The organism is Roseiarcus fermentans (assembly GCF_003315135.1).
GTDB lineage: Bacteria > Pseudomonadota > Alphaproteobacteria > Rhizobiales > Beijerinckiaceae > Roseiarcus > Roseiarcus fermentans.
Genome location: NZ_QNRK01000009.1, coordinates 16,910 through 29,326, shown reverse-complemented (window position 1 = coordinate 29,326; position 12,417 = coordinate 16,910). Strand labels below are relative to the sequence as shown.

Below are 12,417 nucleotides of genomic sequence, written 5' to 3'. Positions count from 1 at the left end.
GTAAACCTGCCTGTGGTTAATGAAGAATGAGTAAAACGAGGAGCCGTGTATGAAAGCCCTGATCTGTCCAGCGCTTGGTCCCGCAGAGACGCTGATCGTGACGGAGGTCGAGAGGCCGGTCGCCGGACCCGGCGAGGTCGTGGTCGACATCGTCTATGCGGCGCTCAATTTCTTCGACACGCTGATCATCGAGGGCAAGTACCAGCTCAAGCCGGAGCCGCCGTTCTCGCCGGCCGGCGAGTTCGCGGGCCGAGTCGCCGAGATCGGGGCGGGCGTGACCGGGTTCGCGGTCGGCGACCGGGTGATGGGCTCGACCGGCTTCGGCGCCGCGCGTGAGGCGATCGCCATTGCGGCGAATCGCCTCGCCCATGTGCCCGCGGGGCTCGCGCTCGACAAGGCGGCGGGCCTGTCGATCGCCTACGGCACCACGCTGCACGCGCTGAAACAGCGCGCCGAGATGAAGCCGGGCGAGAGCCTCGTGGTGCTCGGCGCCTCGGGCGGCGTCGGCCTCGCCGCGGTCGAGATCGGCAAGGCGATGGGGGCGCGGGTGATCGCCTGCGCGTCCTCCGACGACAAGCTCGCCTTCGCGCGCGGCTACGGCGCCACGGAGACGATCAACTACGCCACCGAGGATTTTCGCGCCCGCCTCAAAGCCCTGACGGGGGGGAAGGGCGTCGACGTCGTCTACGATCCGGTCGGCGGTCCGCTGACCGAGCTCGCCCTGCGCTCCCTCGCCTGGAAGGGCCGGCTCCTGGTGATCGGATTCGCCTCGGGCGAGATCCCCAAGCCGCCGCTGAACCTGACGTTGCTCAAGGGCTGCGACATTCGTGGCGTCTACTGGGGCGATTTCGTCGCCCGCGAGCCGGAGGCGAATCGCGACAACATGTCCCAGTTGCTTTCCTGGGCGGAATCCGGCGCACTGCAAGTGCATGTTCACGCAATATTTCCTATCGAAAGGCGCCTCGAGGCGTTCCAGGCGATCTCGCGCCGCCAGGCGCTCGGCAAGGTTCTTCTCCAACTCGGGACAGACGTGTGAAAAATCCCGCGCCCATGGCTTGATTTTATGTTGCGCCGCAGCATATAACGATATGGGGAATGAAACGCCGACGCGAACTCGGCGAGGTACAACATGAGCGACACGAAAACAGCGACCGTGGAGGTCCGTCGGCTCTGGCCATCGGACATGGAAGCCTACCGCGACCACCTGTTGCGCCTCGACCCGCGCAGCCGGCACGAACGGTTTGGCGGCGGGATGTCCGACGACTTCCTGGTTCACTACGCCGAGCACTGCTTCGGCCAGGGCGACCTGCTGTACGGGGCCTTCATCGACGGCGACCTCGTCGGCGCGGCCGAATTGCGGTCGAACGCCGCGATCTGGAGCGAGCAGGCCCCGTTCGGCCGGCACATCCACGCCGAGGCGGCCTTTTCAGTCGAGCACGAATACCGAAGGCGCGGCATCGGCGAGAACCTCTTCCGGCGCATCCAGCGCGCGGCGTCCAATCACGGCGTCGAGACGATCGAGATCATCTGCCTGCCCGACAACATCGGCATGAGGATGCTGGCCCAGAAGTTCAAGACCCACTTCACCTTCGAGGAGTGCAATCTGACGGGCCGCCTGCGCGCCCGCAGGCCGACCCCGTTCTCGCTGATGCGCGAAGCGGCGGACGACGCGGTCGACTTCGGCGTCGCCTTGTTCGACGCCCAGTGGCGCGCCGTGAATGCGGCCGCCGTGGCGACGCCGGCGGCGCAGGCGGAGCGGGAGAACCGGAGCGCGGCTTAGAGCGGCCGGAGATTTCGGACTGACGAGAACAGGGGCCGGGCGTTCGCCCGGCCTTTTGCGCGTTTTGGCCCCGGTTGCGGCGGCCGGGCGGCGCGGCAAAAAAAGAGCCGGGCGTGACGCCCGGCCTCTTTCGAACGGCTCTTTGATGGCAGTCGACGCGACGGCTGGCCGCGCACCGCGCGTCCGAGCGCGGCTACCGCGCGGCGCGATCAGCGGCGCGCCTCACATCGTGCGGGCGATGAAACCCTGGCGGCTGACGAGCAGGTCGGCGGTCCACTGCGCTTCCCGGGCGGTCGTGTGCAGGGAGGCCACGCGCCAACGGCCGTCGCCTCCCTTGACGAACACCTTGAAACGGAAGGCTGGCGAGGCGGTCTTGCTGGATCGGATCATGGCGAGAGCCTTGGAAAGGAAGGAAAGCCGGCCGTTCGGGCCGAAGGGGATCAGATGTTCATCAGGGCCCGGGCGGCCTCGCGCAGGGTCGCCGGGGCGAATGGCTCGGAAGCCGGGCGGGCTTTCGCGCCCGCGCCGTCATCGGCCGCGCCGGCCGGATCATGCGACTGCGTGGCGTCGAATGCGAAGACCTCGACCAACCCGTTTTCGGCGGCCTCGTCGTCGCTGGCGAGGGGCCGCAGGCTCACCTCGCCGTCCTCGCTGGAACCGCCTTCAGGGCGAGTGTCGCTCGTGCCTGACATAGATAAAGGACAGTCAATAGAAGTGTAGCCGCCAACATCGTCTGCTCCTGCCGTTACGCCTCGTGCCCTCCGGTCTTCTTATGCGGACAGGTTGGCAAATTCCTCGCAGGCGAACAATTCGGCACATTGACGCAGCGCGTGTTGACGGAGTTCCGCCAGCGCAACGCTGGACGACGTCTTGCGGAATTCGACGGCCGCGCGGCGGCGTCGCGCCATCACGCTCGCCGTCGGCGCGGGCGCGCATGGCGGGCGCCGACGACCCCGCGCGTGGCGGCGCGGCGCGGGTCTCGCCAACCAGACCGGTTCCCTTTGCCGCACCCCCGCGAGGCGGCCGCGGCGTCCCTATCCGAGCGACGCCCAGGTCAGCCCGGACCAGCCGACGGCGGACCAGTCGAGCCCCAGTCGCGACAGCGGGTAGGAGACCACCAGCGCCAGCGCGGCGCCGGCGAGAATGTCGCTGGGATAGTGGTGCGCCGAGGCGACCCGCGCCCAGGCCATCGCGAGCCAACCGCCGAGCGCGAGCGGCAGGGTCTCGGGAAGCGCGAGCGCGATCGGGACGAGGGCCGCGGTCAGGGTCATCACGTGCCCGCTCGGAAACGAATGCTCGTCGAGGGTCGCGAGCAGCGGCTTGAGATCGGTGTAGGACCGGAACGGCCGCGCCCGCGCGGCCATGCGCTTGATCGTCGGATAGACGCTGTGCATGAGCACGATGTTGATCGCGGCGAGGAGGACGACGGCGCGCGCCTGGGTTCCGAAGGCGAGGAGAAGCGTGACTGCCAGAACCGGATAGAGGCCGCCGTTGCCCGCCCGGCTGAAGGCGATCGCGAGGCCGCGGGCGAGGGCGGGCCGCGCCGTCCGCGCACAGACGCGCACGAACCAGATGTCCGCCCGGAACAGGATATCCGACACAGGACTCACGGCGTTCGCCTCTCCAGCGTCAAGCTCAATCCCACTCGAACCTAGCGTCGTTTCACGACAGAACGTTAACGTTCGCAGACGGCGTGGCCAATCTCCTCTTTAACCGTGTCATATTAGGATAATAGGGTTGGCGGCCCGCCGTCAAGGCGGGTCGCGAGACCTCAATCGCCAAAAGCCCCGCCGACAGGCGGCGCCCGCCGTCGCCGGGCGGGGCGCAGGGCTCTTCTATGCCTTGCAGACGCGGTCGTCGACCGCCGGCTCCCCGTCGGGGCGCGTCCCTGTTGCGACGGGCCCCGAATCGCAGCCTCGAGCGTCAGCCGAGCTGACGCTCGACCAGCATTTCCTTGATGTGGGCGATCGCCTTGGCCGGGTTGAGCCCCTTGGGGCAGGTCCTGGCGCAGTTCATGATCGTGTGGCAGCGGTAGAGCCGGAACGGGTCCTCGAGGAAATCGAGCCGATCGCCCTTGGCCTCGTCGCGCGAATCGGCCAGCCAGCGATAGGCCTGCAGCAGCACGGCGGGCCCGAGGTAGCGGTCGCCGTTCCACCAGTAGCTCGGGCAGGCGGTCGAGCACGAGGCGCACAAGATGCACTCGTAGAGCCCGTCCAGCTTCACCCGGTCTTCCGGCGACTGCAGCCATTCCTTCTCGGGCGCGGGCGTCGTCGTCTTGAGCCATGGCTCGATCGAAGCGTGCTGGGCGTAGAAACGGGTGAGGTCCGGCACGAGGTCCTTGATCACCTCTTCGTGGGGCAGGGGGTAGATCGTCACCGGCGCCGCGACCTCGTCGATGCCGCGGGTGCAGGCGAGCGTGTTCATTCCGGCGATGTTCATCGCGCACGAGCCGCACACGCCCTCGCGGCAGGAGCGGCGGAAGGTCAGGGTCGAATCGACCTTTGACTTGATCCAGATCAGCGCGTCGAGGACCATCGGCCCGCAATCGTCGCGGTCGACGAAATAGGTGTCGATGCGCGGATTGGCGTCGTCGTCCGGGTTGTAGCGATAGATGCGGAACTCGGTCAGCCGCTTGGCGCCGGCCGGCCTCGGCCAGGTCTTGCCCTTGGTCGGGCGCGCGTGTTTGGGAAGGGCGAATTCGACCATCAGACTACCTCGAGTTCGGTCCAGCCATGCCGCGCCCGGCTGATCCGGTCAATGGGAGGGGCGTAAGCAGTTTTGCCGATAGCGGCGGATATTCCGGTTCAAGGTTTCACCGGTCCGAGCAGCGCGACGTTCTCGCCGAGCGCCGCTTTCGCAAGCCTCTTGTCGAGCGTCGCCAGCGGAAGCCGCTCCGCGAGCGCCAGCGCGAGGTAAGTCGCGTCATACGCAGTCAGAGCGTGCGCGCGAGCGAGCCTCAGCACGGCCCGGTCGTCGGCGGCGGCGCTCACGCTAATCGGCAGTGTCGAGACCGTGGCCAGCGCCCCGTCCACGTCGGCGGCGGTCACTCGACCTCGGCGCTCCGCTGTGAGCAACACATTGAGGAGCTCGTGCCGAAAGAGGCCCGGAACGACGGGCCGGTTCTCGATAACTTTCGAAAGCAGCTTGTCCGTTGCTTCGCTTGCTTCATCGGGAAGAAACCAGGAGGCGGCGAACGATGCATCGAGCACGTAAGCCATCAGAATCGATGTCCTTCGTGCCTCCAGGCGAGGATTTCCTCGCGCGTGACCGGTTTTGCGCGGGCTCGCACGGCGCGGATCTCGTCGATCGCGTTCATGACGAGCGCGGGCCGCACGACATTGAGGGGCGCGAGACGGGCGACCGGCTCGTTCCCGCGGGCGATGACGATCTCCTCGCCGGCTTCGACCTTGGCGATCAGCTCCGTCAAGCGAGCTTGCGCTTCGCCGATCTCGATTGTCAGCGTCATCTCCGAGCCTCGCAGGGCCATCGTCTCCGCTCGCTACCACATGACGTTCCGGGGCGCATTGGGATTCATTCGCGAATTGAGGACGACGAACGCTGGAGGCGCGCCGAAGGAAGGTCGCGACATCTTCCACGAGGAAGGTTCACCGCGACTTCCTGCTCTCATCGATCTCGGCCTGCGTCACAGGTTTGATCCGGCCGACGTCCCCCAGCGCCAGAATGGATTCTTGAAAACAACAGCAAGGTCACGTTCTCATTCATCCCGGCTTCTTGCGCTTGCGCTCAGCAAGACATCAAAAGTACTCACCGGAGGCCCTCAATACACCCGCGCCTTCGGCTCGATGTAGGAAATGTCGTTGCTCATCGTATAGGTATGCACCGGCCGGTAGTCCAGCTTGACCGCCTTCCGCTCCGGATCGACCCACGCCAGCGTGTGCTTCATCCAGTTGACGTCGTCGCGGTTGGGGAAGTCCTCGCGCGCGTGCGCGCCGCGGCTCTCCTGCCGGTTCAGCGCGCCCTCCATCGTCACCACCGCCTGGACGATCAGGTTGTCGTATTCGAGCGTCTCGACGAGATCGGAGTTCCAGATCAGCGAGCGGTCGGTCACGCCGACGTCGGCGCCGGCGGCCCACGCCGCGTGGATCTTCTTCTGGCCTTCCTCGAGCGAGGAGGCGGTGCGGAACACGGCGCAGTCGGACTGCATCACCTTCTGCATCTCGAGACGGAGCGCAGCGGTCGGGGTCCGGCCCTTGGCGTTGCGGAACCGGTCGAGGCGGGAGAGCGCATAGTCGGCGCTGTCCCTGGCGAGCTCCGCCTGCCGGTCGCCGGCCTTCAGCCGCTCGGCGGCGCGCAGGCCCGCGGCCCGGCCGAACACGACGAGGTCGATCAGCGAGTTGGAGCCGAGGCGGTTGGCCCCGTGGACGGAGACGCAGGCCGCCTCGCCCAGCGCCATCAGGCCGGGCACGACCGCGTCCGGGTCGCCGCCGACCTTGGTCAGCACCTCGCCATGGTAGTTGGTGGGAATGCCGCCCATGTTGTAGTGGACGGTCGGCAGGACCGGGATCGGCTCCTTGGTCACGTCGATGCCGGCGAAGATGCGCGCGCTGTCGGAGATGCCGGGCAAGCGTTCGGCCAGCACCTTCGGATCGAGATGGTCGAGGTGCAGGTAGATGTGGTCCTTGTTCTTGCCGACGCCGCGCCCTTCCCGGATTTCGAGCGTCATCGAACGGCTGACCACGTCGCGCGAGGCGAGGTCCTTGGCCGAGGGCGCGTAGCGCTCCATGAAGCGCTCGCCGGCCGAGTTGACGAGATAGCCGCCCTCGCCGCGCGAGCCCTCGGTGATCAGGCAGCCCGCGCCGTAGATGCCGGTCGGGTGGAACTGGACGAACTCCATGTCCTGCAGCGGCAGTCCGGCGCGCAGCGCCATGGCGTTGCCGTCGCCGGTGCAGGTGTGGGCCGAGGTCGCGGAGAAATAGGCGCGGCCGTAGCCTCCGGTCGCGAGCACCGTCGTCTGGGCGCGGAAGCGGTGGATCGTGCCGTCGTCGAGCTTCAGCGCCACGAGGCCGCGCACCGCGCCCTCGGAATCGCGGATCAGGTCGATGGCGAAATATTCGATGAAGAACGCGCACTTGGATTTCAGCGCCTGCCCGTACAGCGTGTGCAGGATCGCGTGGCCGGTGCGGTCGGCGGCGGCGCAGGTGCGCTGCGCGGTCCCCTTGCCGTAGTCGGTGGTCATGCCGCCGAACGGACGCTGGTAGATCTTGCCCGCTTCGGTGCGCGAGAACGGCACGCCCCAGTGGTCGAGTTCGTAGACCGCGGCCGGGGCGTTGCGGCACAGGTACTCGATCGCGTCCTGGTCGCCGAGCCAGTCCGACCCCTTGACGGTGTCGTACATGTGCCAGCGCCAGTCGTCGGGTCCCATGTTGCCGAGCGAGGCCGAGATTCCGCCCTGCGCGGCGACGGTGTGCGAGCGGGTCGGGAACACCTTCGAGATGCAGGCGGTCTTCAGGCCGGCCTCGGCGCATCCGACGGCCGCGCGCAGACCCGCGCCGCCTGCGCCGACCACCACGACGTCGTAGGTGTGGTCCGTGATCGGGTAGGCTTTGCCGCCGAGCGCCGGAGCGCTCTCAGCCGGGGAGCCGTTCGTCGCCATCGCGCGTGTCCGTCCTCGAGATTGGTGTCAGATGAAGCTGATGCGCAGCGTCGCGTACATGCAGGCGAGCCCGAGCAGCCCGGACACCAGCACGTTGGCGATCAACGCCCACTGGCGCGCCGGACCGCTGACGTAATCGACGATGATCGAGCGCATCCCGATCTCCATGTGCACGATCCCCGACAGGATGAACGCCAGGAGAAGGATCGCCGGAATCGGGTGGCCGAGGGTCGCGCGCACGCCGTTGTAGTCCATGTGCACGAGACGAAGCATCAAGAGGACGAAGATCAGGCCGAGCAGGACGTTGGCGATTCCGGTGACCTGGACCATCCAGGCTTCGCCGGTCCCCTTCTGCGCCGAACCGAGGAAGCGGACGCGGGTGAGAGGGGTTCGCAGGCCGCCGGGTTTGCTGGACATGACGAGATTCCTTACGAGACGGCGTAGCCGACGATCCAGACGATCAGGGTCAGCGCGACGCTGCCGATCAGCGTGCCCCAGGCGAGCCGGTCGCGCATCGGCGCGTCGAGGCCGTAACCGGCGTCCCAGACGAAATGCCGGATGCCGCCGAGCATGTGGTGGAACAGCGCCCAGGTGAACCCGAACAGCACGAGCTGGCCGACGATCGACTGGATGAAGGCGGCGAAGACCCCGAAGGCCGCGGCGTCCGTCGAAGCGGCGATCAGGAACCAGGCCAGCAGCAGCACGCCGACGTAGAGGCCGAAGCCGGTGATCCGATGCACGATCGACATCACCATCGTGATCGACAGCCGGTAGATCTCGAGGTGGGGCGAAAGCGGCCTCGGACGGCGCTTGACTGCCGCCGCGTCGATCGGTGCCATGTTGACGGTCCCCGTTCAGTTTGCCCAGCGTTCTAGCTGCGTCGCCGGACGCCCGCAATCAGGCGGCCCTTCGCCGATAGTCCTATAGCAGCGGCGTTTCAAGCCGCGAGCGCGCGCTCGACCTCGGCGCGGGTCGGCGGATTCGATCCCTTGCGGGTGCAGGTGATCGCCGAGGCGCAGGCGGCGAAGCGGAGCCATCGTTCGAGAGCGGCCCGGTCGGGCGCGGCCGAGGCCGCGCCGAGCGCGCCGTCGCGGTCCATGGCGCCCAGCAACGCCGACATGAAGCTGTCGCCGGCGCCCACCGTGTCGATCACCTCGACGCGCGGCGCGGGGACGGCGATCGCCTCCGCGCCGAGCATGGCCAGCGCGCCGCGTTCGCCGAGGGTGGCGACGCAGAAGCGCGGTCCCGCCCCGGCCCAGGCGGCGAGGCCGTCCTCGACCGGACGGCCGGGATAGAGCCAGAGCAGGTCTTCCTCGCTCGCCTTCACCACATGCGCCAGCGCCGCCTGCCGCTCGACCAGCCGCGTCACCGCCTCGCGGTCGGGGGTGACGAAGGGGCGGATGTTCGGATCGTAGCTGACGGTCGCGCGCCCGCCGGCGTTCTTCATTGCGCCCGCGACCGCTTCGCCGTGCCGCTCGACCGCCGAGAAGGACCCGACGTGCAGGTGCCTCGCCGCCGCCGGCCATTCGGCCGGGAACGGCCAGGGTCCGTCATAGGCGGTTCCGTCGAGGTAGAAGGAATAGCGCGAGCCGGTCTTGGCGGTTCCGCGCATGACGAAGGCGAGCGTCGTCGGGCGCGGCTCGCGGACGACCAGCGAAATGTCGACGCCGTTGTCGCGAAGCCCCGCCGCCAGCGCCTCGCCGTTTCCGTCGGTCGAGATGCGCGAGAGAAACGCGGTCGCGGCGCCCAGCCGGCCCAGTCCGATCGCCACGTTGTAGGGCGAGCCGCCGAGCACCGCGTCGTAGGCGTTTTCCCGCTCCGGGTCGGGAATGAGGTCGATCAGCGCTTCGCCGGATATCAGGATCATACGAGCTCCCGCCTTTGTTTCTTGCTTCGCGAATGGCTGTTCGGGCCCCCGTATAGACCGTTCTCGGGGTCGCGCGAAACTCGGCCGCGGCGCGCGAGACTCTCTGCCGGGACGCCGGCGAGGACATCGCGCCGTTCCTGTGCGGTCGTCCGCGACCGCGGAACGGCGGCCCGGGCTGCTGCGGTCGCGGTTTCGATCCGGCGGGAATCGCCTTGCGCCGATTCGCCGCCGATGTCGCCGGTGTTCGACGTGTCGAGGTTGCAGGACGCGGCTGGACCTTTGATCCACGCGCCCGCTATGAAATTCCCGTCGAGCGCAGCCATGTTCGCCTCCGCCGAAGAGGCTCGACATTGTCGGCTCCGCCGATCCGAATCAACGGTCGCCGGGAAAAAACCGCGTCCGTCGGCGGGGCCTGTGCGATCGCGGGGGCGAATTCGCTCGCGGCGCCGGCCATGCAGGCCGTGCGTCGAACGCCGCCCGAGCGCCTCCGAAAGAGACCGGGGCGCGGCGGCTGCTCGTCCTCGACGAGCCCGCGGGCGGCGTCGTCGCTCGCGGCCACGCCTCGCCGGTCGAGAGGGTCGACGGACAGGCGGCCGAAGCGCGCTCAGTCGCCTCCCACGCGGGAGCGGATGGCCTGCAGGGCCTTGACCATGCCGTTCGAGGTCAGCGTCCTGTTTTCTTCGAGGAATGCCTCGGATGGTTCAGCAATCCGCCAATCGAAGCCGGCCAACTCGGACAGCGTCTCGTAGACGGCGCCACCGGCGCCCCGACGCTCGAACAGCAATCGGATCTTTCGCTCATGAATGCCGACGACCGGTTTTCGCCGGAGCATCGCGAGAATGGCCCCATGGTATCGTGTCGACACGACAATGTCGACTTCGTCCATCAGATCGAATAATTCCTCGACGTCGTAGATCGGCTGCGCGTCCGGAACATGCGCGACGATCGGATAGTCGATTGCCGGTAGCAAGAAGCATACCTTATCCAGATCGGGATTATACATCTCCTGGAACGCGCGCTTGTGCGGCGCGTACGACTTCCAGTTCAGTATCCATAATTTTCGGCTCGCCTTTATGCTGATTGCGCCGGTTGGACGGTCATCGACGGGCAGGCGATAGGTCGGGTCCCCCAACACCGGATCCGGAACGAACTCTGTGTCCGGGCGCACTTCCCGAAGGCACTCGAGGCTGTCGTCATCCCGTCCCGAAACGTAGCAGGCCTTTCTCAGGAGCGGCAAACTCGGTTGCAGGTAAGGTCGGCTCGCGCCGACCCCGAAGATCGCCACCGGAGCCTGAATCGCTTCCTGCCAGTCGGCATGGTTGAAAGGCTCCACTTCGACTCCCCAGACCCCTCCGCCGCCGATGACCACGAGGTCGAACTGATTGATGATCGGCGTGGACCAGACCACGGGCGGCGACAACACGCGATCGTGCGCGAACGGGAAGGGGGCCGGAGAGGCAGGATAATTGGAGCATGCCCAGACATCGGCGTCCGGCGCGACCGCGTTGATCAGGCGCTGCACCGATTGCGCCTGCAAGGCGTCGCCCAAATTGCCGTTTCCGTATGGGGCGAGCAGCAGAACGCGCGGAAAGCGCGGCCGTCGACGGTCGAAGTATGCGCCCGACATGACGAGCCGATACAGTTCCCGACTCAGGAACATCTCTTGCGCGATCTTGGCGTCGTCGAAGCCATTCCGGTAGTGCCGGAGGCCGGAGGCGTCCGGGGCGCGAAGCAGGATGCGCGCGTAGAGCTCGTGGATCAGGGGATCGCGCGCCGCTGCGTCGGGGTTCGGCAGCTCGTGGGAAACTTCGAACTCGGCCTCCAATATCGGTCGCATGTCAGACTCGTCTGGTGGTTGCTCGGGTGCGCGTCGCAACAAGGAGCGACCTCGCCGGGTTGCGCATCGTCGAACGCAAGACGGACGTTCTCCTTTGCGGCGCAGTCGTTCTTTCCACGGCGAACGAACTTCGTCAAGAGATTCTATAAAATATGTATATTTAATTCGTCGGAGGGCGCTTCGATGCGGCCGCGCTTCGACTTCGAGGCTCGAATGGGGCGGCCGCGCTTCCGCGTGCGTCTGTTGGCGTCTTCAGACGATCGGGAGCGTTCGCGACCCTCGTCGAACACGCCGACGGCTCGGCTTCGGGCGCCGCTTCCGCCCACGGCGCGCGCCCAACGGGGCGCCGGGCGCATGGGCTCGCTGCTGTGCGTCGAGATCATGGGCGACCGCCGACCCGAGACCACGGCCGCCCTGCGCCGTTCGGCTCCCGGCCTCGCCCGCGGCGGCCACGAGAGATCCAGAACGAAGGGCCGCAGGCGGCGCCCGACCCGAACGATCGTGAACCGGGATGGCCAGCCCGATCCCTCGGCGCGAGCGGCATTGACGAGTCCGCGACGGCTCATTAGCCTCTAGCATGTCAGCTCGGAGCCGACAGAGGGGTCGCGGGCTGCCGTTTGTGGGCAGGAACATTGGCCAAGGGCGCCCATTCGAAAGCCGACGCCGTGTACGGCGAGCTGAAGAGAGCCATTCTGACAGGCGCGCTCGAGCCCGGCAGCCTGATCGAGAAAGCGGAGCTGTGCGAGAAGTTCAACGTCTCGCGCTATCCGGTCTCGGCCGCGGTCAGCCGGCTCGCCTATGACCAGCTCGTCGACGTCGCGCCCCAGCACGGATCGTTCGTCTCGCGCATTTCGCTCAACGACGTGCGCGAGCGGCTGTTCATCCGCAGCGCGCTCGAGGGGGAAATCGCCGCCGAGGCCGCGCGCCGGATGACGCCCGCCGACACGGAGGCGCTGAGCGCCAATCTGACGGAGGCGGAAGCCGCCGTCGACGCCGAGGACCGCGCGGCCTTCTACGGCGCCGACGTCGCGTTCCACCAGATCCTCACGGCCCGCCTCGCGATGGCGCGGGCCGGCGAGGTTCTGGACGGACTTCGCGTTCATCTGGAGCGCGTGCGGCGGATCTTGATGGCGCCGCCCGGCCGCATCCGGGAGGCGCTGGCCGAGCATCGCGCGGTCGCCCGGGCGATCGAGGCCGGCGACGCCGCGGCGGCGCGCGACGCGATGACGCGCCACCTCGGCGTGACCGCCGAACTCCTGGAAAGGGTCGCGCAGGAGCGGCCCGGCATCTTCGCGGCCTGAGCCGCAACCATAACGTCG

Annotated in this window: 14 protein-coding genes; 3 read left to right on the top strand and 11 right to left on the bottom strand. The window is 67.6% G+C overall.

The window, feature by feature from the left end:
• Positions 1-49: 49 nt before the first annotated feature.
• Both DFR50_RS09490 and DFR50_RS09485 read left to right on the top strand, forming a co-directional pair.
• Positions 50-1,036: an NADPH:quinone oxidoreductase family protein gene (locus DFR50_RS09490; protein ID WP_113888969.1), complete on the top strand. Its 987-nt coding sequence runs from the start codon at positions 50-52 to the stop codon at positions 1,034-1,036.
• Positions 1,037-1,129: 93 nt separating this feature from the next.
• Positions 1,130-1,780: a GNAT family N-acetyltransferase gene (locus tag DFR50_RS09485; protein ID WP_113888968.1), complete on the top strand. Its 651-nt coding sequence runs from the start codon at positions 1,130-1,132 to the stop codon at positions 1,778-1,780.
• Positions 1,781-2,002: 222 nt separating this feature from the next.
• Here DFR50_RS09485 and DFR50_RS32010 read toward each other — a convergent pair whose 3' ends face one another.
• From DFR50_RS32010 to DFR50_RS09435, 11 genes are all read right to left on the bottom strand, one after another.
• Positions 2,003-2,170, bottom strand: a complete 168-nt coding sequence (locus DFR50_RS32010; protein WP_170153130.1) for a hypothetical protein — start codon at positions 2,168-2,170, stop codon at positions 2,003-2,005.
• 50 nt (positions 2,171-2,220) lie between these two features.
• Entirely contained in the window at positions 2,221-2,472 is a 252-nt protein-coding gene (locus DFR50_RS09480; protein ID WP_147262710.1) for a hypothetical protein, read from the bottom strand.
• 342 nt (positions 2,473-2,814) lie between these two features.
• Positions 2,815-3,390: a phosphatase PAP2 family protein gene (locus DFR50_RS09475; RefSeq protein ID WP_147262709.1), complete on the bottom strand. Its 576-nt coding sequence runs from the start codon at positions 3,388-3,390 to the stop codon at positions 2,815-2,817.
• A gap of 313 nt (positions 3,391-3,703) precedes the next feature.
• Complete coding sequence (locus DFR50_RS09470) at positions 3,704-4,486, bottom strand: succinate dehydrogenase iron-sulfur subunit (protein ID WP_113888965.1); 783 nt, start codon at positions 4,484-4,486, stop codon at positions 3,704-3,706.
• 98 nt (positions 4,487-4,584) lie between these two features.
• A complete protein-coding gene (locus DFR50_RS09465; protein WP_113888964.1) occupies positions 4,585-4,998 on the bottom strand; it encodes a type II toxin-antitoxin system VapC family toxin in 414 nt (137 codons plus the stop codon).
• Positions 4,998-5,246 carry a type II toxin-antitoxin system Phd/YefM family antitoxin gene (locus DFR50_RS09460; protein ID WP_113889115.1) on the bottom strand — a complete coding sequence of 83 codons (249 nt, stop codon included), beginning with the start codon at positions 5,244-5,246 and terminating at the stop codon, positions 4,998-5,000. The genes DFR50_RS09465 and DFR50_RS09460 overlap by 1 nt, the downstream gene beginning before the upstream one ends.
• Positions 5,247-5,558: 312 nt before the next feature.
• Positions 5,559-7,394: a succinate dehydrogenase flavoprotein subunit gene (gene sdhA, locus DFR50_RS09455; protein ID WP_113888963.1), complete on the bottom strand. Its 1,836-nt coding sequence runs from the start codon at positions 7,392-7,394 to the stop codon at positions 5,559-5,561.
• Between the two features lie 27 nt (positions 7,395-7,421).
• Positions 7,422-7,811, bottom strand: coding sequence for a succinate dehydrogenase, hydrophobic membrane anchor protein (gene sdhD / locus DFR50_RS09450; protein ID WP_113888962.1), 390 nt, complete (start codon positions 7,809-7,811; stop codon positions 7,422-7,424).
• A gap of 11 nt (positions 7,812-7,822) precedes the next feature.
• Entirely contained in the window at positions 7,823-8,233 is a 411-nt protein-coding gene (gene sdhC, locus DFR50_RS09445; RefSeq protein ID WP_113888961.1) for a succinate dehydrogenase, cytochrome b556 subunit, read from the bottom strand.
• Positions 8,234-8,331: 98 nt separating this feature from the next.
• Entirely contained in the window at positions 8,332-9,261 is a 930-nt protein-coding gene (locus DFR50_RS09440; protein ID WP_170153129.1) for a carbohydrate kinase family protein, read from the bottom strand.
• A 604-nt stretch (positions 9,262-9,865) separates the two neighbouring features.
• Positions 9,866-11,098 carry a polysaccharide pyruvyl transferase family protein gene (locus DFR50_RS09435; protein ID WP_113888959.1) on the bottom strand — a complete coding sequence of 411 codons (1,233 nt, stop codon included), beginning with the start codon at positions 11,096-11,098 and terminating at the stop codon, positions 9,866-9,868.
• Between the two features lie 632 nt (positions 11,099-11,730).
• Between DFR50_RS09435 and DFR50_RS09430 the strand changes: the two genes are divergently transcribed.
• Entirely contained in the window at positions 11,731-12,399 is a 669-nt protein-coding gene (locus tag DFR50_RS09430; protein WP_170153128.1) for a GntR family transcriptional regulator, read from the top strand.
• Positions 12,400-12,417: the final 18 nt, after the last annotated feature.

What these genes read in the sequence shown, in the direction of transcription:
- sdhA (WP_113888963.1), bottom strand. Translation starts at nt 7,394, where the DNA reads ATGGCGACGAACGGCTCCCCGGCTGAGAGCGCTCCGGCGCTCGGCGGC.
- DFR50_RS09440 (WP_170153129.1), bottom strand. Translation starts at nt 9,261, where the DNA reads ATGATCCTGATATCCGGCGAAGCGCTGATCGACCTCATTCCCGACCCG.
- sdhD (WP_113888962.1), bottom strand. Translation starts at nt 7,811, where the DNA reads ATGTCCAGCAAACCCGGCGGCCTGCGAACCCCTCTCACCCGCGTCCGC.
- DFR50_RS09460 (WP_113889115.1), bottom strand. Translation starts at nt 5,246, where the DNA reads ATGACGCTGACAATCGAGATCGGCGAAGCGCAAGCTCGCTTGACGGAG.
- DFR50_RS09470 (WP_113888965.1), bottom strand. Translation starts at nt 4,486, where the DNA reads ATGGTCGAATTCGCCCTTCCCAAACACGCGCGCCCGACCAAGGGCAAG.
- DFR50_RS09480 (WP_147262710.1), bottom strand. Translation starts at nt 2,472, where the DNA reads ATGTCAGGCACGAGCGACACTCGCCCTGAAGGCGGTTCCAGCGAGGAC.
- DFR50_RS32010 (WP_170153130.1), bottom strand. Translation starts at nt 2,170, where the DNA reads ATGATCCGATCCAGCAAGACCGCCTCGCCAGCCTTCCGTTTCAAGGTG.
- DFR50_RS09490 (WP_113888969.1), top strand. Translation starts at nt 50, where the DNA reads ATGAAAGCCCTGATCTGTCCAGCGCTTGGTCCCGCAGAGACGCTGATC.
- DFR50_RS09485 (WP_113888968.1), top strand. Translation starts at nt 1,130, where the DNA reads ATGAGCGACACGAAAACAGCGACCGTGGAGGTCCGTCGGCTCTGGCCA.
- DFR50_RS09435 (WP_113888959.1), bottom strand. Translation starts at nt 11,098, where the DNA reads ATGCGACCGATATTGGAGGCCGAGTTCGAAGTTTCCCACGAGCTGCCG.
- sdhC (WP_113888961.1), bottom strand. Translation starts at nt 8,233, where the DNA reads ATGGCACCGATCGACGCGGCGGCAGTCAAGCGCCGTCCGAGGCCGCTT.
- DFR50_RS09465 (WP_113888964.1), bottom strand. Translation starts at nt 4,998, where the DNA reads ATGGCTTACGTGCTCGATGCATCGTTCGCCGCCTCCTGGTTTCTTCCC.